The organism is Streptomyces aurantiacus (assembly GCF_027107535.1).
GTDB lineage: Bacteria > Actinomycetota > Actinomycetes > Streptomycetales > Streptomycetaceae > Streptomyces.
The window spans coordinates 8532379-8551161 of the sequence record NZ_CP114283.1 but is presented as its reverse complement, the minus strand read 5'-3'; the positions used below and the strand labels follow the sequence as shown (position 1 = coordinate 8551161).

Sequence of the window (18783 nt, the reverse complement as noted above, 5' to 3'; positions counted from 1 at the left end):
GTTGAAGCAGGGGCGCTACGCGCGTAGATGGCCCCTTTTCCAAGGAGAGTGCGCCATCGACGCGTCCAGCAGCCCTCCGCTCGCCGCCAGTTCGACCGTGTCGGTCGAACTGGCGGGGATCACCAAGCGATTTCCCGGTGTCGTCGCCAACCACGACATCCACCTGTCCGTCCGCAAGGGCACCGTGCACGCCCTCGTCGGGGAGAACGGCGCCGGCAAGTCGACCCTGATGAAGATCCTCTACGGCATGCAGAAGCCGGACGAGGGCACCATCGCGGTCGACGGCGAGCAGGTGAGCTTCTCCAGCCCCGCCGACGCCATCGCGCGCGGCATCGGCATGGTCCACCAGCACTTCATGCTGGCCGACTACCTCACCGTCCTGGAGAACGTCGTCCTGGGCAGCGAGAAGCTCTACGGCATCGGCGGCGGCGCCCGCGACAAGATCAAGGAGATCTCCGAGCGGTACGGTCTCGGGGTGCGCCCGGACGCCCTCGTCGAGGACCTCGGGGTCGCCGACCGCCAGCGCGTGGAGATCCTCAAGGTCCTCTACCGCGGCGCCCGCATCCTGATCCTGGACGAGCCGACCGCCGTCCTCGTGCCGCAGGAGGTCGACGCGCTCTTCGCCAACCTCCGCGAGCTCAAGGCCGAGGGACTGTCCGTCATCTTCATCTCCCACAAGCTGGGCGAGGTCCTGTCGGTCGCCGACGAGATCACCGTCATCCGGCGGGGCACGACGGTCGGCACGGCGGTTCCCGCCGAGACCACCTCGCGCCAGCTCGCCGAGATGATGGTCGGCAGCGAACTGCCCACGCCGGAGACCGCCGAGTCGACGGTCACCGACAAGCCGGTGATCGAGGTCGAGAACCTCACCGTCCACGCCGGCGGCGGCGCCTCCCTCGGTGAGCCGGTCGGCGGCGGGCTCGCCGACGCGGCCGCCGGCGGCGAGGTGAAGCGCGTCCTCGACGACGTCACCTTCACCATCCACGCCGGTGAGGTCATGGGCATCGCCGGTGTCGAGGGCAACGGCCAGACCGAACTGGTCGACGCGCTGATCGGCCTCAAGGACGCCGACTCCGGCACCATCCGCTTCATCGGCGAGGAGATCACCTCCTGGCCCACCCGCAAGCGCCGCGAGCAGGGCGTCGGCTACATCCCCGAGGACCGCCACCGCCACGGCCTGCTCCTCGAGGCCCCGCTGTGGGAGAACCGCATCCTGGGCCATGTCACCGAGAAGCCCAACAGCAAGGGCTTCTGGCTGGACATCAAGGGCGCCCAGGACGACACCCGCCGCATCGTCGAGGAGTACGACGTCCGTACGCCCGGCATCGACGTCACCGCCGCCTCCCTGTCCGGCGGCAACCAGCAGAAGCTGATCGTCGGCCGCGAGATGAGCCACAAGCCGCGCTTCCTGATCGCCGCCCACCCCACCCGCGGTGTGGACGTCGGCGCGCAGGCCGCGATCTGGGACCAGATCCGCGAGGCCCGCCGCGAGGGTCTGGCCGTGCTGCTGATCTCCGCCGACCTGGACGAGCTGATCGGCCTCTCCGACACTCTCCGGGTGATCTACAACGGCAGGCTGGTCGCGGACGCCGACCCGGCGACCATCACTCCGGAGGAGCTGGGTTCGGCCATGACCGGCGCCGCCTCCGGCCACCTGGAGCACGTAGAGGAAGTCCCGGAGGACGACGCCCGATGAAGAAGTTCGACAAGGAGCGGGTGCTCCTCGCGGTGGCCGGACCGGTCATCGCGCTCGTCGCAGCCGTGGTGCTGACGTCGTTCGTGCTGCTCGCCTCGGGCAAGAGCCCGATCGAGCCGTACGCGCTGATGTTCGAGCAGGCCGGATTCGCCGACGTCCAGGTCCTGATCATCAACCAGGCCGGGGTCTACTACCTCGCCGCGCTCGCGGTCGCCGTCGGCTTCCGCATGAACCTCTTCAACATCGGCGTCGACGGCCAGTACCGCCTCGCCGCCATGATGACCGCGGTCGTCGGCGCGCACGTCTCGCTGCCCGCCGCCCTGCAGATCCCGTTCCTGATGCTGGTGGCCATGCTCACCGGCGCCTTCTGGGCCGGCATCGCGGGCGTCCTCAAGGTGACCCGCGGAGTGAGCGAGGTCGTCGCGACGATCATGCTCAACGCCATCGCCACCAGCCTCATCGGCTACCTCACCCTCACCTCGGTCTGGGGCGTGCCGCTCGGCAACAACCAGACCACCGGTGTGATGAAGGAGTCCGGCTGGTTCCCCGGCTTCGACATGGGCGACGCGGGTGAGATCTACGGCTTCACCCTGATCGCCGTGCTCGCCGGCATCCTGTACTGGCTGGTCCTGAACCGCACCCGGTTCGGCTTCGACCTGCGCGCCACCGGCGCCTCCGAGACCGCGGCCGCCGCCTCCGGTGTGGACGCCAAGCGCATGGTCCTCACCGCGATGCTGATCTCCGGCGGCATGGCCGGCCTCGCGGGCCTGCCGATCCTCCTCGGTGACGCCCACACGTACAGCCTGTCCTTCCCGACGGGCCTCGGCTTCACCGGCATCACCATCGCGCTGCTCGGCCGCAACAACCCGGTCGGCATCGCCTTCGCCGCCCTGCTGGTCGCCTTCCTCGACAAGGCCTCACCCGCTCTCGACTACGCGACCCCGGTGGCGTACGACAAGGAGATCGCGGTGATCATGCAGGGTCTCATCGTGATCGCGGTCGTCGTCTCCTACGAGGCCGTACGCGTCTGGGGCCTGCGCCGCCAGCAGCGGCGGGTCGGTGCGGAACTGGCCGCCGCCTCCAACGACAACTCCAAGAAGGAGGTGGCTGCCCGATGAGCACCTCGACCGTCGCCAAGGCGCAGGCGCCGAAGCCCGCCCGGGGCCGCCGCCGTATCTCGTTCCCGGTCCTGCTCCTGCTCATCGCGGGGCTGCTGATCCTGGTCTCCGCCGTCCGGCTCATCACCGACGCGAACGGCATCACCTCGACCGGCCAGATGTCCACCGCCCTGCGCCTGGCCGTGCCGATCGGCCTCGCCGGTCTCGGCGGTCTGTGGGCCGAGCGCGCGGGCGTCGTCAACATCGGCCTCGAAGGCATGATGATCCTCGGCACCTGGTTCGGTGCCTGGGCCGGCTTCCAGTGGGGCCCGTGGACCGGTGTCGCCTTCGGCATTATCGGCGGCGCGCTCGGCGGCCTGCTGCACGCGGTCGTCACCGTCACATTCAACGTCAACCACATCGTCTCCGGTGTGGCCATCAACATCCTGGCCCTCGGCGTCACCCGCTACCTGTCGACCTTCGCCTTCGAGGGCGAGGAGGGCGGCACGTCGAAGCAGTCACCGCCGGTCGACTCGCTCGGCACCTTCGACATCCCGGGTGTCTCGGACTGGCTCCAGACCCTCAACGGCAAGCACTGGTTCCTGGTCTCCGACCTCGCCGGTCTCGTCGGCGGTGTCTTCACCGGCCTGTCGCCGCTCACCGTGGTCGCCGTCGCGCTCGTCCCCGTCACCTGGTGGGTGCTGTGGCGCACCTCCTTCGGTCTTCGCCTGCGCTCCTGCGGCGAGAACCCGGTGGCCGCCGAGTCGCTCGGCGTCAACGTCTACAAGTACAAGTACCTGGCCGTGGTCATCTCCGGCGGCTTCGCCGGTCTCGGCGGTGCCTTCCTGTCGCTGGTCGCCTCCAACATCTACCTGGAGGGCCAGACCGGCGGCCGCGGCTACATCGGTCTCGCCGCGATGATCTTCGGCAACTGGATGCCCGGCGGACTCGCCCTCGGCGCCGGCCTGTTCGGCTACACCGACAGCCTCAAGCTGCGCGGCGGCGGCACCAACGTCCACGCGCTGCTCCTCCTCCTGGCGCTGCTGCTGATCATCGGCGCGGCCTACTTCGTATGGAAGAAGCGGTACGTCCAGGCGGCGATCACCACGCTCGTCGGCGTGCTGGTGTTCCTCTGGTACACCAGCACCAACGAGGTCCCGAACCAGGTCGTCACCGCCACGCCGTACGTCGTCACGCTGCTCGTCCTCGCGCTCTCCGCGCAGCGCCTGCGGATGCCGAAGGCGGACGGCATGCCGTACCGGCGGGGGCAAGGAAAGTGACGTCGGACGGGGCCGAGCCCTTGGCCGTCGACTGGGAGGCCCTGCGGGAGGTGGCCCGCGAGGCCATGTCCCGCGCGTACGCCCCCTACTCGGGCTACCCGGTCGGTGTCGCGGCCCTGGCCGACGACGGCCGGGTGCTCTCCGGATGCAACGTGGAGAACGCCTCGTACGGGCTCGGGCTGTGCGCCGAGTGCGGCCTGGTCTCGCAGCTGCAGAACACCGGGGGCGGCCGGCTCACGCACTTCACGTGCGTGGACGGCCGCGGCGCGATCCTGGTGCCCTGCGGCCGCTGCCGCCAGCTGCTGTACGAGTTCGGGGGACCCGAACTGCTCCTGGAGACCCCGGCCGGGATCGTGCCGCTCTCCGAGATGCTCCCGCAGGCCTTCGGGCCGGAGCACCTCACCCAGTAATTCATGTGCGGCCCCCCGGCGTCCCTGAGCCCCTGTGGCTCCGGGACGCCGGGAGGGCCGCTGCACTTCGGAAGGGAAGCCATAGTCATGGACGCCATCTCCGTCATCCGCACCAAGCGGGACCGCGGCGAGTTCAGCGACGAGCAGATCGACTGGGTCATCGACGCGTACACGCGCGGTGAGGTCGCCGACTACCAGATGGCCGCCCTCAACATGGCGATCCTGCTCAACGGCATGAACCGCCGTGAGATCTCCACCTGGACGGCCGCGATGATCGCCTCCGGCGAGCGCATGGACTTCTCGTCCCTGTCCCGCCCGACGGCCGACAAGCACTCGACGGGCGGCGTCGGCGACAAGATCACGCTCCCGCTGGCGCCGCTCGTGGCGGCCTGCGGCGCGGCCGTCCCGCAGCTCTCCGGCCGGGGCCTCGGCCACACCGGCGGCACCCTCGACAAGCTGGAGTCGATCCCCGGCTGGCGCGCGCTCCTGTCGAACGAGGAGATGCTCTCCGTACTGGACGGGGTCGGCGCGGTGATCTGTGCGGCCGGCGACGGCCTGGCCCCGGCGGACAAGAAGCTGTACGCGCTGCGGGACGTGACCGGCACGGTGGAGGCGATCCCGCTGATCGCCTCGTCCATCATGTCGAAGAAGATCGCGGAGGGCACGGGCTCGCTCGTCCTGGACGTGAAGGTCGGCACCGGCGCCTTCATGAAGACGATCGAGGACGCGCGCGAACTGGCCTCCACGATGGTCGGGCTCGGCACGGACCACGGCGTGCGGACGGTGGCCCTGCTCACGGACATGTCGACCCCGCTCGGCCTGACCGCGGGGAACGCCCTCGAAGTCCGTGAGTCGGTCGAGGTCCTGGCGGGCGGCGGCCCGGCCGACGTCGTCGAGCTGACCCTCGCGCTGGCCCGCGAGATGCTCGACGCGGCGGGCGTCAAGGACGCCGACCCGGCGAAGGCGCTCGCCGACGGCTCGGCGATGGACGCCTGGCGCCGCATGATCTCCGCCCAGGGCGGCGACCCGGACGCGCCGCTCCCCACCTCCCGCGAACAGCACGTGGTCAAGGCCTCCGCGACAGGCGTCCTGACCCGCCTCGACGCGTACGACATCGGTGTCGCCGCCTGGCGCCTCGGTGCCGGCCGCGCCCGCAAGGAGGACCCGGTCCAGGCCGCCGCGGGCGTCGAACTCCACGCCAAGCCGGGCGACACGGTGACCGAGGGCCAGCCCCTGCTCACCCTCCACACGGACACCCCGGAGCGCTTCGCATACGCGCTGGGGGCGGTGGAGGGTTCGTACGACGTGGCGGCGCCGGGCACGGCGTTCACGGCCGCCCCGGTGGTGCTGGAGCGCATCGCCTGACCTGCGGTCTTCTCATGCGGGCGAACGGGATCGGCGGACGGCCGCCGGTCCCGTTCGGCGTGCTGTGACGGAGGTGAGTGGTCCGCTCACCCCAACAACGCCGCGACCACCACCAGCACCGGCACCGCCAGCATCGTCGACAGCAGGATCGACTCGCGGGCCAGTACCTCCCCGACCCGGTAGCGCGAGGCGTACGTGTAGAGGTTCTGCGCGGCCGGCAGGGCCGACGTGACGACCACGTCCAGCAGGGGCGCGCCCCGCAGGCCGAAGACACCCGCCGCCAGGGACCACGCGGCCAGGGGCTGGCCGACCGACTTCAGGGCGACGGAGAGCAGCACCGGGGCCCGGTCGGCGCCGCGGCCCGGCATCGTGCTGCCGCACAGCGAGATGCCGAAGGCGAGGAGCACGGCGGGCACCGACATGTTCCCGATCAGGGTCAGCGGGTCCATGACCGGCCCCGGCACGGTCAGACCGGTCGCCGAGACGGCCACCCCGGAGAGGGAGCCGATGCCGACGGGGTTGCGGACGGGAGTGGTCACCCGCCGCCAGAGGGAGGCCTTCTCGCCCGAGCCCGTCAGGTCGAGGATCGTCAGGGCGACCGGAGTCATCACGATCTGCTGGAACAGCAGGACCGGTGCCACGAGCGAGGCGTCGCCGAGGACGTACACGGCGATGGGGATACCGAGATTGCCGGCGTTGACATAGCTGGAGCACAGGGCGCCGATCGTCGTGCGGCCCACTCCCCAGCGCCGCACCGCACCGACCGTGACGAAGACGCCGGCCACCGCGAACGTGCTGATCGCCGTCACCAGCAGGCGGTTCGACAGGATCACCGACAGATCGGCCTGCGCGAGGGTGGTGAAGAGCAGCGCGGGCGTGGCGACGTGGAACGCGAGCTTGGTCAGTACCTCCCTGCCGTTGTCGCCCAGATAGCCCCTGCGCCCGATCAGATACCCGACGCCGATGACGACGGCGATGACCGCGAAGCCGTTCAGCACCCCCTGCACGGCACCTCCCGCAGCCCCCCGGAGTGCCCGGCGAGGAGCAGGCGGCGGTCCGGTATGCGAGGGGCGGCGGGCGCTGGTTCGTGGGGCATACACCTAACCCTCCGGGGTAGGGCATCCCCTGGTCAATGTGACCTTGCGCGACGGAGCTTCGCGCTCCGCCACGGATCGGCGATGAGTTCCGCGCCGCCGCCCGGTCTACCGCACGTGGACGCCATGACACCCGCCGTACTCGTACTGCCCGGCCCCGTCACCCGAGACGAGGTGCCGAGGCTGTGCGAGGACGTGCGCGCACGCCTGCGGGGCAGCGGAGCCGACGTCGTGGTCTGCGATGTCGCCGGCCTCGGACCACCGGGTCTGACCACCGTCGACGCGCTGGCCAGGATGCAGCTCGCCGCCCGTCGAGCCGGGGGGCGGATCACACTGCGCGATCCGGACCCCGCCCTGCGTGCGCTACTCGCCCTTGTCGGGATTCCCTTCGAGGTCGAGGGGCAGCCCGAACAGCGGGAACCACCGCTTCGTGTCGAGGAAGCAGTGGAATCCGGTGATCCGCCCCTCTGACGTCTCCAGGACCTGCACGGCCCACGCCGTGTAGCCGCCCGTGTCCGGGTCCGGCTTGTACTGGGCGAAGCCCGGCAGGCCGTTCACCGCGACCGGGACCAGGTGGGAGTTCGCGCAGGGCGCGCCGAGCGTCGTCATGAAGCCCGTGATGTCCTCGGGGCCGGTCAGCCACAGGTCGAACGGCGGCATCGTCATCACGGCGTCCTCGTGCAGGAGGGCCGTCAACGCCGTCATGTCGTACCCCTCGAAGGCCGCCACATAGCGCTCCAGGAGCTTCTGCTGCGCCTCGTCGAGGGGGTCGGAGGTGGCGGCCCGGGCCGCGGCGCCGTCGCTCTCGGCGAGCGTCGCCCGGGCCCGCTGGAGTGCGCTGTTCACGGAGGCGACCGTGGTGCCGAGCAGCTCGGCCACCTCGCTCGCCTTCCACGCGAGGACCTCGCGCAGGATGAGCACGGCCCGCTGCTTGGGCGGCAGCTGCTGCAGGGCGGCCATGAAGGCGAGACGCACCGACTCCTTGGCCACGGCGGCCTCGGCCGGGTCGCCGACCGTCGGCAGTACGCGCGCGTCCGGCATCGGCTCCAGCCAGGTGTTGTCCGGGCGCGGGGTCAGGGCCGCCTGCGCGAGGGGGGTCGAGTCCGTCAGGTCCACGGGCCGTGCCCGCTTGTTCCCCGCCGTCAGCATGTCCAGGCAGACGTTCGTCGCGATCCGGTACAGCCACGAACGCATCGAGGAGCGGCCCTCGAACTTGTCGTAGCTGCGCCAGGCGCGCACCAGCGTGTCCTGGACCGCGTCCTCGGCCTCGAAGGACGAGCCGAGCATCCGGTAGCAGTACCCCGTCAGCTCGACCCGGTGCTTCTCCAGCCGGACGTCGAGGTCTTCCACCGTCGCCGTGCCGTCACTCATAGCCAACCCACCCCTGCGGCCTGTCCGTCAGTCGGCACCGCCCCATTGCGACGCCGGCACTCCGGAAGCTACCGCAGCCCACTGACAATGGCCCCCCGAGCCGCAAAAGGTGCAGGTCAGGACAGTAACTGTCCTGACCTGCACCCGTATGTTCGCGAACCGGTCCCCGGTTCGTCAGTGGTGGACGGCCACCAGGCGCCGCTGCGCCCGGGCCGCGTGCGACCCGACCACCGTGATCGCCACGACCCCGATCACGGCGAGCAGGCCGAGCGCCACCGTCCCCGCCCAGCCACCGGAGTGGAAGGCGACCGCGCCGAGCGTGCCGCCCGCGCTGGAGCCCAGGTAGTAGGCGGACTGGTACAGCGCCGAGGCCTGCGCGCGCCCCTCCTTGGCGGTGTGGCTGACCGAGGAGGACGCGACCGCGTGGCCCGCGAAGAAGCCCGCGGTGATCAGGACCAGACCCAGCAGCACCATCGGCAGGGAGTCCGCCAGCGAGAGCAGCAGGCCCGACGTCGTCGTGCCGCCCGCCAGGTACAGCGCACCGCGCCGGCCGAGACGGCCCACCAGCTTCCCGGCCGTCGACGCCGAGACCGTACCGACCAGGTAGACGAGGAAGATCGAGCCGATGATGCCCTGCGGAAGCGAGAAGGGCGCTTCGGTGAGGCGGTAACCGATCACCGTGTAGACGGCGCCGAACACCGTCATGAACAGCGCGCCGATCGCGTACAGCCTGCGCAGCAGCGGGTTCGCCAGGTGGCCGCGGACGGTGCGGGCGAGCACCGCCGGCCGCGGCGAGCCGGCCGTGAAGTGCTTCGGCGCCGGGAGCAGCAGCCGGAAGGCCACCGCGCAGCCCACCGCGATCAGGCCGATGGTCCCGACGGCGACCCGCCAGCCCCACTCCTGCGCGACCCAGCCGGTGATGACGCGGCCGCTCATCCCGCCGACGCTGTTGCCCGCGACGAACAGGCCGATGGCGGTGATCAGTGCCTTCGGACGGACCTCCTCCGCCAGGTAGGCCGTCGCCGAGGCCGGCAGCCCGGCCAGCGCCGCGCCCTGGACGGCCCGCAGCGCGATCAGCCAGCCGATGGAGGGGGCGAAGGGCACCAGCAGTCCGACGGTCACGGCGATCGCCAGGGACGCCGTCATCAACGTACGCCGCCCGAACCGCTCGGAGAGCGCGCTCAGCGGCAGGACGAACAGGGCCAGTGCGCCGGTCGCCGCCGACACCGTCCAGCTCGCCGTGCTCGCCGTCACCCCGAAGTCGCCGGAGATCAGGGGAAGAAGGGCCTGCGTGGAGTAGAGGAGCGCGAAGGTCGCGACACCGGCGAGGAAGAGCGCGAAGCTCGTCCGGCGGTAGCCGGGTCCGCCCGGGGTCAGCCGGGTGTCGACGGGAACGACTTCGGTGGGAACGGCGGCGGAGGAGGCGGCCACGGTGGTGGACGCCCCGGTACTGGCGGAAGGCATGCCTCGAACCTAAGGACCTCCCCTTCATCCGTCCAATGCATGGAATTGCCATAATCGTTCCTGTGATGCATCAGCAGAGGTCAGAGGACCGCCTGTCACCGTCCGGTGACACACAAGACAGTGCGGGCATGTCGAAGCTGCTCGCCCCGCGCCTGGCGTACTTCGCCGGAGTCGCCCGCATGGAGCACGTCACGCGGGCCGCGCAGGAGATGCGGGTACCGCAGTCGACCCTGTCCCGGGCGATGGTCCGTCTCGAACAGGACCTGGGCGTGGACCTCTTCGCCCGTCGTGGCCGCACGGTGTCGCTGACCCCCGCCGGCCGTACGTTCCTCGGTTCCGTCGAGCGGGCCCTCGCGGAGATCGAGCGGGCCGCCGACGAGGTGCGGGCCGACGCGGACCCGGCCACCGGCAAGGTCGCGTTCGGCTTCCTGCACACCATGGGCTCCGAGACGGTCCCCGCCCTGATCCGCGCCTTCCGTGCCGATCACCCGCGGGTCCGCTTCAGCCTCGTCCAGAACTACGGCGAGGCGATGATCGAGCGCCTGCGTTCCGGTGAACTCGACCTCTGCCTCACGTCCCCGGTGCCGGACGCCCCCGACCTGGTGGGCCGCCGCCTGGACGAGCAGAAACTGCGCCTGGTGGTCCCCGCCGACCATCGCCTGGCCTCCCGCCGCCGGGTCCGCCTCGCGGAGGCCGCCGACGAGACGTTCGTGACGCTGGAACCCGGCTACGGCATGCGCCGCATCACGGACGACCTCTGTCAGGAAGCGGGCTTCAAGCCGAGGATCGCCTTCGAGGGCGAGGAGGCGGAGACCCTGCGCGGCCTGGTGGCGGCGGGCCTGGGGGTCGCCCTCCTTCCACCACCGGCGGTGGCCCGCCCGGGAGTTGTGGAACTGACGGTGACGGCACCCCGGGCGGCCAGGGAGATCGGCGTGGCCTGGCTGGACGGCCACCCGGACACACCCCCGGTGGCAGCCTTCAAAAAGTTCCTCCTCTCCAAGAGAGGCAACTTGCTCCCCGACTAGAACCCGCCCCCGTCAGGGCGCGGGGAACGGCGCGCCGAGCCTTCACCGGGCCGGCAGGTGACGACAGTCCCCAGCCCCGTCAGGGGCGCGGGGAACGGCGCGCCAAGCCTTCACCGGGCCGGCAGGTCACGACAATCCCCGCCCCGTCAGGGGCACTCGAGCGCCTCAGCGGCGAAGGGACCGCCCGAAGCCGGAGGCGAGCGGCATCCGCAACCCCAGCGGCGGCGGAGCCGCGAGCGCGTCCTCGACGGGCCGGGCGAAGGCCCGCCCGAACAGCGTCCCCATCACGAAGTCCTCCGCGAGCGCGTGCACCTCGTCCCGGAACGCGTGCAGCGCGTGCCCGTCCGAGTGCACCTCGAACCGGCAGATGTCCCGGTTCGCCTTCTTCGCCCGGGCGGCGAGCCGGAACGACAACTCGGGATCGGTCCGCGCGTCATTGGTGCCGTGCACGATCAGCACCCGCCGCCCCGCCAGCTGCTTCACCGGTTCGGGAGGCGCCGCCACGTCCTCCTCGGGCAGCCAAGGGGCCAGCGCCAGCACCGAGTTGACGGCGGTGTGGCCTCCCGCGTGCACGGCGGCCCGCCCGCCCATGCCCACCCCGGCGAGACACACGGGCACATCCCCGTACCGCCGCACGACCTCGTCCGCGGCCCACGTGGCGTCCCGCGCCAGATGGGCCTCCGTACCGTTCCAGCCCCGAAACCGGTAGTGCACCACGTGCACCACCAGCCCCTCGTCCCGTCCCACGCGGCTGAGCCGGCGCCCCAACGCCCGTACGGACGCGGCCGCCAGCATCGGTGAGGGCCTGCGGGCCGAGGTCTCCTCGCCGCCCGGCAGCAGCAGCACCACGCCGCTCACCGCCGTCGGCTCCGTCCCGAGTGCCCGCCCCAGCCGTGCCGCGCGAACCGGCGTCGCTTGCTGTGCCATGACAGAACAGTGTCAGAAGCGATGGTGTACGCCATCCGTCCACACGGTCACCGTTACATATCGACGGATCCGCACAAGGAGAGATCTACGCGCGTAGGCGTTAGAGTGCGGAAATGACGAGCCAGACCAAGAACACCCCGAGCTCGGAGCAGATCCGCCGGGCGCCGAAGGTCCTGCTGCACGATCACCTCGACGGCGGCCTGCGCCCCGGGACGATCGTCGACCTCGCCCATGCCGTGGGCTACTCCGGCCTTCCGGAGACCGATCCCGACAAGCTCGGCATCTGGTTCCGCGAGGCCGCCGACTCCGGTTCCCTGGAGCGGTACTTGGAGACCTTCGCGCACACCTGCGCCGTCATGCAGACCCGTGAGGCACTGGTCCGCGTCGCCGCCGAGTGCGCCGAGGACCTCGCCGAGGACGGCGTCGTCTACGCCGAGGTGCGGTACGCGCCCGAGCAGCACCTCGAAGCCGGGCTGACCCTCGAAGAGGTCGTCGAGGCCGTCAACGAGGGCTTCCGGGAGGGCGAGCGGCGGGCCCGCGAGAACGGGCACCGGATCCGTGTCGGCGCCCTCCTGACGGCCATGCGGCACGCGGCCCGCGCCCTGGAGATCGCCGAACTCGCCAACCGCTACCGCGGCCCCGGCTCCCGTAGTGGAGTCGTCGGCTTCGACATCGCGGGCGCCGAGGCGGGCTTCCCGCCCACCCGTCACCTGGACGCCTTCGAGTATCTGAAGCGGGAGAACAACCACTTCACGATCCACGCGGGCGAGGCCTTCGGGCTCCCGTCCATCTGGCAGGCCCTCCAGTGGTGCGGTGCCGACCGGCTGGGCCACGGCGTGCGCATCATCGACGACATCCAGGTCCGCGAGGACGGCTCGGTGGAACTGGGCCGTCTCGCTTCGTACGTGCGCGACAAGCGGATTCCCCTGGAGCTGTGCCCCAGTTCCAACCTCCAGACGGGCGCCGCCGACTCGTACGCCGAGCACCCCATCGGGCTGCTGCGACGGCTGCACTTCCGGGCCACCGTGAACACCGACAACCGCCTGATGTCCGGCACCAGCATGAGCCGGGAATTCGAGCACCTTGTCGACGCTTTCGGCTATTCGCTCGACGACATGCAGTGGTTCACAGTCAATGCGATGAAATCAGCATTCATTCCTTTCGATGAACGACTGGCCATGATCAGTGACGTGATCAAGCCCGGTTATGCCGAGCTGAAGTCCGAATGGCTGTTCCAGCAGACCGTCTCCACCAGCGGTTCTGTGAGTGAAGAGGGCTGAATTCGAAGCGCGGGAAGCGGCCGGGTGATGACGACTCGGCCGCTTTTCGATGTTTGCGGGGCGAGCTCGCACGTGATTACCGTTTCGGACCGCTCGAATCCCCGTCACAGCATGCAAGGACGAAGATGAAGCAGTCTGCTGCCAAGACCCTCGGTGTCGCCGCTCTCGGTGCCGCCTTCGCCGCCGCCGGCGCCGGCGCCGCCAACGCGGCCCCGGCGGTCCCGGACGCCGTCCCGGCGCTCGGCACCGTCACCAGCGCGCTGCCGGTGGACGGGGTCACCAAGACCCTGCCCGGCGCGGGCGAGTCGCTCGCCCAGGGGCAGAACGCGCTCGGCAGTGGCGTCGCCGCCGCCCAGCCGGCCGTCGCGAACCTCCTCGCCGAGGGTCCCGCCGCGCCGGTCGCCGGTCTGCTCGGCGGTCTGCCGATCCAGGGTCTGCCCACGCACGGTCTGCCGGTGAACGGTATTCCGCTGGGCTGAGCAGGCTCCCGCACCGTCCTCGTACGCGCCGATGGGGCGCACCCCCGGTCGGGTGCGCCCCATCGGCGTCCGTGCGTGTGGTCACCAGGCCGGACGGGCCGCCTTGCCCTCGGAGGGGAAGAGGAGCCACAGCGCTATGTAGAGCAGGAACTGCGGGCCCGGCAGCAGGCAGGACACCAGGAAGACGACCCGCATCGTGGTCGCGGAGGTGCCGAAGCGCCGAGCCAGCGCGGCGCACACTCCGCCGATCATGCGGCCGTCGGTGGGGCGGGCAAGGCGGTTCATTGCGGCTCCTTCGTGAGCGTCGTCGGGTGGGCCGGGGCTTCCGGTGCGGTCGCCTCGTCTGACATCCAACGTACGGACGCGAAGGGGGCAAAGCGTCGCTCTACGGTGCGATACCGACCCTGGGAATCGTCGGGGTCAGACCCTGAGCCGCCTCCTCCGCCGCTGCCCTCAGGCGCAGTGCGGCGGCCCGGTTGCGCGTCGCGGCCCGGCGGCGCAGCACGGCCCGGGCGGCGGGCACCACGGCGAGGTGGGCCAGCGCCACACCCACGGTGTTCAGCAGCAGTGAGTCGACGTCCACGACCTGGCCCGGCACCCCGGTCTGCAGGAGCTCGATGGCCATCGACAGCAGCGCTCCGGCGGCGACCGTGCGCAGCAGGGACAGCAGCGGGGAGACGGCGAGTCTGCCGCCCGCCATGGGCAGCAGCACCCCGAGCGGGGCGAGCAGCAGCAGGCCCTTGCCGATGGCGCGGGCCGCCGCCTCGGGGCCCAGCGTCAGATCGGCCCTGATGCTGGCGAAAGGACGCAGGTTCGCCGCGCTCACCCAGGGCACGTCCAGGGGCCGCAGCGTGAACCAGGCAACAAGCGCGAGGTGTGCGACGAGGAGGAGACCTCCCGTCACACGGACGCGGTTCACGGCGGTGCCGCCGTTCGAGCCTTGACGCTGCACGAACCCCAAGACGCGACCACCGGCAGGATCGGTTCCGTGTGACGGCGGCGCTTGGTCCGCACGTGTGAGGCGTGCGCCACAGACGGGACCCCGGCCGGGCGCCTCAGCTCCCGTCGACCTCCGTCGACGGTGGGGTCTTCGTGCCCGGGCGGTCGCGCACGTCCTGCGTGCACTCGTAGCGGCGCGGGGCGTCCGTGCCGGGGCCGCCCAGGGTCACCGCGCTGTCGTCGGAGGCCGCCTCCGAGTCGCTGAAGGTGCAGATGATCTGCGCCAGGGCGTACGACGTCAGGTCCGCGGGCGCCGTGCTCAGACGCAGGGCGTCCGCCGGGTCGGAACGCTCCGGGCCACCCACCGACAGGCCCCTCGGCACGCCCGTCGAGTAGTTCGCCTGCCGCTCGGCGTCCGACGGGGGAGCGGAGAGCTCGTCGAGCAGGGCCTGCGCGGCGCGCACCCGGTCCGTCTCGGCGGGCCCGGCCTCGATGCGCACGGTCCGGTCGACCGGCGCGAGCTGGGAGGAGCAGAGGAGGAAGACCTGGACGAGGATGCCGCGCGAGGACTGTGTGCCGTCGTCGGGGCCGGTCAGCGCGCACGGCACCCGGGAGGGCGCGGGCCCGAAGTCGGTCGGCACCTCCGTGGCGCGTATCCCGCACCCGGCCAGCGCCACGGCGAGCAGCGGCACGGCGAGCGCCAGACGGGCCCCGCGCGACGTCCGGCGCACGGCCCGCGCCGGACGGGCCGCCTCCGGCGTACGGACGGCACGCGCCGCGCGTACGCCCCATGCGTCGCGTACGGACATCACACGCCCCCCTCGGTGCGGCCGGCGTCGGCGCCGGCCCGGTCCTCGTCGTCCGCCCCCGGGTCCTTCGGCTCGGAGGAGTCGAGCGGCAGGCGCAGGGTGAAGACGGCGCCGCCCTTCGGCGCGTTCGCGGCGGTGATCTCACCACCGTGGATGTGGGCGTTCTCCAGGGCGATGGACAGGCCGAGGCCGCTGCCCTCGGAGCGCGGCCGGGAGGCGCTCGCCTTGTAGAAGCGGTCGAAGACGTGCGGCAGGACGTCCTCCGGGATGCCGGGGCCGTGGTCCTGGACCTCGATGACCAGGTCGGCGCCCTCCTCCCGTACGCACACGCGCACCGGGGAACCGCCGTGTTTGAGGGCGTTGCCGATGAGGTTCGCCAGGATGACGTCCAGGCGGCGCGGGTCGACGTGCGCCATGATGCCGCGGCGGGCGTCCAGCTCCACCGCGTCCAGCCAGGCGCGCGCGTCGATGCACGCGGTGATCTGGTCGGCGATGTCAACCGTGTCGGAGACGAGCCGGGCGGTGCCCGCGTCGAAGCGGGTGACCTCCATCAGGTTCTCCACCAGGTTGTTCAGCCGCCGGGTCTCGCTGACGACGAGCCGCACCGCGGGCTCGATCATGGGGTCGACGCTGCCGGTCTCGGCGTCGAGCTCCTCCTCCAGCACCTCGGTCACGGCGGTGATCGCGGTCAGCGGGGTCCGCAGCTCGTGCGACATGTCCGCCACGAACCGCCGGGACGCCTCGTCGCGGGAGCTCATGTCCGCGACCCGTTTCTCCAGTGCCTCCGCCGTACGGTTGAACGTCCGTGCCAGGTCGGCCAGTTCGTCCGTGCCCGACACCCGCAGCCGGGTGTCGAGTTTGCCCTCGCCGAGCCGCCGGGCGGCGGTGCCCAGCCGGTGCACCGGCTTCAGGACGGTCGTCGCCGCGGCCTGCGCCAGCAGCGCCGAGCCGATCAGCGCGAGCCCGGTCGCGATCCCCAGCGACCAGGCGAGCGAGTTGAGATCCTTGGCCTCCGGCTCCAGCGACTTGAGCATGTACCCGGTCGGCCCACCGCCGATCACCTTCGCGCCGCCCACCAGATAGGGCTTGTCGCCCTGCACGGTCCGCTGCCAGTACAGGTGGTACGCGTACTTGTTGTTCGAGGAGAGCTCCTGCTCCTTGTTCACCGCTTTCTGCAGGGACTCCGGTACGTCCTCCAGCGTGAAGGTGTCCAGGTCGGAGTTCCCGCGCACGGTCTCGCCGTTCTCGTCCTCGGCGATCAGCAGGACACTGAAGCGCTGGCTGCTGTTCGCCATCTGCCCTGCGGCGCGCTGCAGTTCCTCCTGCGTGGGATGCGGCCGCAGCGTGCTGGCGCGGGTCTGCATCGCCTGCTGGAAGTCACCGAGCACCGCGTCCTGCGTACGGGTGAGGACGGCCTCGCGGTTGAGCCAGTACGCGATGCCGGACGCCGACACCGCGGCGGTGAGCGCGACGAGCCCGAACACCACGACCAGGCGCAGCCGCAGACTGGTGAAGCGCAGCCCCGCCATGACCGTCCTGCGGGCCGCGGCCCAGCCACGGAGCTTGTCCTGCGGTTTTGTCACTGAGGCGAGTCCAGCCGGTAGCCGACTCCACGCACGGTGCGGATCAGCGTCGGCGAGGACGGCACGTCCTCCACCTTCGCGCGCAGTCGCTGCACACACGCGTCGACGAGCCGCGAGTCACCGAGGTAGTCGTGCTCCCACACCAGACGCAGCAGCTGCTGGCGGGACAGCGCCTGCCCCGGCCGGCGGCTCAGCTCCAGCAGCAGCCGCAGCTCGGTGGGCGTCAGCTGCAGATCCTCGCCGTTCTTCGTCACGGTCATCGCGGCACGGTCGATGACCAGCGAGCCGAACGACGCCGCGTCGTTCGCCTCGCGCTCGCCACGCCGCAGCACGGCCCGGATCCGGGCGTCGAGCACCCGCCCCTGCACGGGTTTCACGACATAGTCGTCGGCGCCGGACTCCAGCCCGACCACGACGTCGATGTCGTCACTGCGCGCGGTCAGCAGGATGATGGGCAGTTGGTCCGTCCGCCGAATACGCCGGCACACCTCGAATCCGTCGATGCCTGGCAGCATCACGTCGAGCACGATCAGATCAGGCCGTTGCTCGCGCAGCAGCTTCAGTCCGTCCTCGCCGGTGGCAGCGGTGGCCACCCGGTGTCCCTGGCGCGTCAGCGAGAGCTCCAGGGCCGTCCGGATGGCGTCGTCGTCCTCGATCAGCAACAGGGAAGGCACGGACGTCATTCTGTCCCATGACATGGGCGGGAATCGACTGTTGGAGCGCTCCCACACATGTCCCGCGTACGAGTGCGTGGCGCGTGTGCCGTGAGTAGCCGTACGACGCTTCTCTGTGATCGGTCTGTGAGGTGCCCGGGACGAGCCCCTGTGACAGGCCTGTGACAGTCGGCGGACACGGTCATGAAGTGGCCCCGGCAAGCTTCTCGTCACAAGCAAGGAAGCACCACAGAGAAGTACCGAACAACCGGAACTCCACGACGGGGGGCGCGAGATGAACACGCTGCACAGCACCAGTACTGGCGCAGTTGTCACGCGGCTCCACGACGTCACGAGGAGCACGGAGAAGTCCGGTGCCGTGAGCGGGCGGGGGTGCGCTCGCGGCACCGGGCGTCAGCACACCGGGTCGTACATGACGGTGGTTGACGCACATGCGGGGGGAAGCGGTACGGGGGTTGCCCACGGGGGAACGGGGGCAGCGTACGGGGAGGTCACGGGGGAGCGTCGCTCGGTGTCGGAGGTGGAGTTCACCACCTACGTCCAGGAGCGCCGCGCCTCCCTGTACGCAACCGCCTACCACCTGACCGGCGACCGCTTCGAGGCCGAGGACCTGCTGCAGAGCGCACTGTTCTCGACGTACCGGGCGTGGGACCGGATCAGCGACAAGGCCGCGGTCGGGGGCTACCTCCGCCGCACGATGACCAATCTGCACATCAGCGCGTGGCGCCGCCGCAAGCTGAACGAGTACCCGACCGAGGAGCTGCCGGAGACGGCCGGCGACACGGACGCGATGCGCGGCACGGAGCTGCGCGCGGTCCTGTGGCAGGCGCTCGCCCGGCTGCCGGAACTCCAGCGCACCATGCTGGTCCTCCGCTACTACGAGGGCCGCACGGACCCGGAGATCGCGGAGATCCTCGACATCAGTGTTGGCACGGTGAAGTCCAGCATCTGGCGGTCGCTCCGCCGGCTGCGCGAGGACGACGTCCTCAGCTTCGGCCGTGACGAGGAGGAGTCCTTCGGCGAGCTCGTCGCCTGAAGGCTGGGGGGATGTCCGTCACTCCGGGGGGAGGCGGCGGGCAGTACGGGGGGAGTCCGTCACTTCGGGGGAGGCGGCGGACGGTACGGGGGAGGCCCGCCACTTCGGGGGAGGCGGCGGGCAGCACGGGGGGGAGCACCACCGGGGGGGAGCACCACCGGGGGGAACCACCGGGGCCGGGGGGCCGTGGGGGAAGCACACGGGGGAGCACCAGGAGAAGCGGGACCGGAGGGGCCGGGGGGCCCGTCCGGTCC

19 protein-coding genes are annotated in these 18783 nt (G+C 71.1%); 10 read left to right on the top strand and 9 right to left on the bottom strand.

Annotation, left to right across the window (positions count from 1 at the left end):
• Window positions 1-97 precede the first annotated feature (97 nt).
• From O1Q96_RS39705 to O1Q96_RS39685, 5 genes are all read left to right on the top strand, one after another.
• On the top strand, window positions 98-1696 hold the full coding sequence (locus tag O1Q96_RS39705; protein ID WP_269252720.1) for an ABC transporter ATP-binding protein: 1599 nt from the start codon (window positions 98-100) through the stop codon (window positions 1694-1696).
• Window positions 1693-2814: an ABC transporter permease gene (locus O1Q96_RS39700; protein WP_269252719.1), complete on the top strand. Its 1122-nt coding sequence runs from the start codon at window positions 1693-1695 to the stop codon at window positions 2812-2814. The genes O1Q96_RS39705 and O1Q96_RS39700 overlap by 4 nt, the downstream gene beginning before the upstream one ends.
• Entirely contained in the window at window positions 2811-4073 is a 1263-nt protein-coding gene (locus tag O1Q96_RS39695) for an ABC transporter permease (RefSeq protein ID WP_269252718.1), read from the top strand. The genes O1Q96_RS39700 and O1Q96_RS39695 overlap by 4 nt, the downstream gene beginning before the upstream one ends.
• Window positions 4070-4483 (top strand): cytidine deaminase, encoded by a 414-nt coding sequence (locus tag O1Q96_RS39690; protein ID WP_269252717.1) that lies wholly within the window; start codon window positions 4070-4072, stop codon window positions 4481-4483. Before O1Q96_RS39695 ends, O1Q96_RS39690 begins: the two co-directional genes overlap by 4 nt.
• A gap of 81 nt (window positions 4484-4564) precedes the next feature.
• On the top strand, window positions 4565-5848 hold the full coding sequence (locus O1Q96_RS39685; protein WP_269253905.1) for a thymidine phosphorylase: 1284 nt from the start codon (window positions 4565-4567) through the stop codon (window positions 5846-5848).
• 86 nt (window positions 5849-5934) lie between these two features.
• Here O1Q96_RS39685 and O1Q96_RS39680 read toward each other — a convergent pair whose 3' ends face one another.
• On the bottom strand, window positions 5935-6855 hold the full coding sequence (locus O1Q96_RS39680) for an AEC family transporter (protein ID WP_269252716.1): 921 nt from the start codon (window positions 6853-6855) through the stop codon (window positions 5935-5937).
• A 171-nt stretch (window positions 6856-7026) separates the two neighbouring features.
• Here O1Q96_RS39680 and O1Q96_RS39675 point away from each other — a divergent pair, with 171 nt between their 5' ends.
• Window positions 7027-7413 carry an STAS domain-containing protein gene (locus O1Q96_RS39675; RefSeq protein WP_269252715.1) on the top strand — a complete coding sequence of 129 codons (387 nt, stop codon included), beginning with the start codon at window positions 7027-7029 and terminating at the stop codon, window positions 7411-7413.
• Here the strand turns inward: O1Q96_RS39675 and O1Q96_RS39670 are convergent.
• The gene (locus O1Q96_RS39670) at window positions 7306-8313 is read right to left on the bottom strand and encodes a sigma-70 family RNA polymerase sigma factor (protein ID WP_269252714.1); all 1008 of its coding nucleotides are present in this window, start codon (window positions 8311-8313) and stop codon (window positions 7306-7308) included. The two genes, O1Q96_RS39675 and O1Q96_RS39670, sit on opposite strands and share 108 nt — an antisense overlap.
• 174 nt (window positions 8314-8487) lie before the next feature.
• Window positions 8488-9777, bottom strand: a complete 1290-nt coding sequence (locus O1Q96_RS39665) for an MFS transporter (protein WP_269252713.1) — start codon at window positions 9775-9777, stop codon at window positions 8488-8490.
• 62 nt (window positions 9778-9839) lie between these two features.
• Between O1Q96_RS39665 and O1Q96_RS39660 the strand changes: the two genes are divergently transcribed.
• The gene (locus O1Q96_RS39660) at window positions 9840-10802 is read left to right on the top strand and encodes a LysR family transcriptional regulator (protein ID WP_269252712.1); all 963 of its coding nucleotides are present in this window, start codon (window positions 9840-9842) and stop codon (window positions 10800-10802) included.
• A gap of 165 nt (window positions 10803-10967) precedes the next feature.
• Here the strand turns inward: O1Q96_RS39660 and O1Q96_RS39655 are convergent, their stop codons facing one another.
• Window positions 10968-11729, bottom strand: coding sequence for an alpha/beta hydrolase (locus O1Q96_RS39655; protein WP_269252711.1), 762 nt, complete (start codon window positions 11727-11729; stop codon window positions 10968-10970).
• Between the two features lie 113 nt (window positions 11730-11842).
• Between O1Q96_RS39655 and O1Q96_RS39650 the strand changes: the two genes are divergently transcribed.
• A complete protein-coding gene (locus tag O1Q96_RS39650) occupies window positions 11843-13009 on the top strand; it encodes an adenosine deaminase (protein ID WP_269252710.1) in 1167 nt (388 codons plus the stop codon).
• 125 nt (window positions 13010-13134) lie between these two features.
• Window positions 13135-13488 (top strand): ATP-binding protein, encoded by a 354-nt coding sequence (locus O1Q96_RS39645; protein WP_269252709.1) that lies wholly within the window; start codon window positions 13135-13137, stop codon window positions 13486-13488.
• A gap of 81 nt (window positions 13489-13569) precedes the next feature.
• On the opposite strand, the gene O1Q96_RS39640 is transcribed toward O1Q96_RS39645, so the two are convergent.
• The 5 genes from O1Q96_RS39640 to afsQ1 all read right to left on the bottom strand — a co-directional run bounded on the left by O1Q96_RS39640 (window position 13570) and on the right by afsQ1 (window position 17493).
• Window positions 13570-13773, bottom strand: a complete 204-nt coding sequence (locus O1Q96_RS39640) for a PspC domain-containing protein (protein WP_269252708.1) — start codon at window positions 13771-13773, stop codon at window positions 13570-13572.
• Between the two features lie 100 nt (window positions 13774-13873).
• Window positions 13874-14440 carry a VanZ family protein gene (locus O1Q96_RS39635; RefSeq protein ID WP_269252707.1) on the bottom strand — a complete coding sequence of 189 codons (567 nt, stop codon included), beginning with the start codon at window positions 14438-14440 and terminating at the stop codon, window positions 13874-13876.
• Between the two features lie 103 nt (window positions 14441-14543).
• Window positions 14544-15236, bottom strand: coding sequence for a hypothetical protein (locus O1Q96_RS39630; RefSeq protein ID WP_269252706.1), 693 nt, complete (start codon window positions 15234-15236; stop codon window positions 14544-14546).
• Complete coding sequence (locus O1Q96_RS39625) at window positions 15236-16819, bottom strand: sensor histidine kinase (protein WP_269252705.1); 1584 nt, start codon at window positions 16817-16819, stop codon at window positions 15236-15238. The genes O1Q96_RS39630 and O1Q96_RS39625 overlap by 1 nt, the downstream gene beginning before the upstream one ends.
• Window positions 16816-17493: a two-component system response regulator AfsQ1 gene (gene afsQ1 / locus O1Q96_RS39620; RefSeq protein ID WP_161300939.1), complete on the bottom strand. Its 678-nt coding sequence runs from the start codon at window positions 17491-17493 to the stop codon at window positions 16816-16818. Before afsQ1 ends, O1Q96_RS39625 begins: the two co-directional genes overlap by 4 nt.
• A gap of 274 nt (window positions 17494-17767) precedes the next feature.
• On the opposite strand from afsQ1, the gene O1Q96_RS39615 reads away from it, so the two are divergent.
• Entirely contained in the window at window positions 17768-18529 is a 762-nt protein-coding gene (locus tag O1Q96_RS39615; RefSeq protein ID WP_269252704.1) for a SigE family RNA polymerase sigma factor, read from the top strand.
• Window positions 18530-18783 lie beyond the last annotated feature (254 nt).

What these genes read in the sequence shown, in the direction of transcription:
- O1Q96_RS39670 (WP_269252714.1), bottom strand. Translation starts at nt 8,313, where the DNA reads ATGAGTGACGGCACGGCGACGGTGGAAGACCTCGACGTCCGGCTGGAG.
- O1Q96_RS39615 (WP_269252704.1), top strand. Translation starts at nt 17,768, where the DNA reads ATGAACACGCTGCACAGCACCAGTACTGGCGCAGTTGTCACGCGGCTC.
- O1Q96_RS39650 (WP_269252710.1), top strand. Translation starts at nt 11,843, where the DNA reads ATGACGAGCCAGACCAAGAACACCCCGAGCTCGGAGCAGATCCGCCGG.
- O1Q96_RS39675 (WP_269252715.1), top strand. Translation starts at nt 7,027, where the DNA reads ATGAGTTCCGCGCCGCCGCCCGGTCTACCGCACGTGGACGCCATGACA.
- O1Q96_RS39630 (WP_269252706.1), bottom strand. Translation starts at nt 15,236, where the DNA reads ATGTCCGTACGCGACGCATGGGGCGTACGCGCGGCGCGTGCCGTCCGT.
- O1Q96_RS39655 (WP_269252711.1), bottom strand. Translation starts at nt 11,729, where the DNA reads ATGGCACAGCAAGCGACGCCGGTTCGCGCGGCACGGCTGGGGCGGGCA.
- O1Q96_RS39645 (WP_269252709.1), top strand. Translation starts at nt 13,135, where the DNA reads ATGAAGCAGTCTGCTGCCAAGACCCTCGGTGTCGCCGCTCTCGGTGCC.
- O1Q96_RS39640 (WP_269252708.1), bottom strand. Translation starts at nt 13,773, where the DNA reads ATGAACCGCCTTGCCCGCCCCACCGACGGCCGCATGATCGGCGGAGTG.
- O1Q96_RS39665 (WP_269252713.1), bottom strand. Translation starts at nt 9,777, where the DNA reads ATGCCTTCCGCCAGTACCGGGGCGTCCACCACCGTGGCCGCCTCCTCC.
- O1Q96_RS39695 (WP_269252718.1), top strand. Translation starts at nt 2,811, where the DNA reads ATGAGCACCTCGACCGTCGCCAAGGCGCAGGCGCCGAAGCCCGCCCGG.
- O1Q96_RS39700 (WP_269252719.1), top strand. Translation starts at nt 1,693, where the DNA reads ATGAAGAAGTTCGACAAGGAGCGGGTGCTCCTCGCGGTGGCCGGACCG.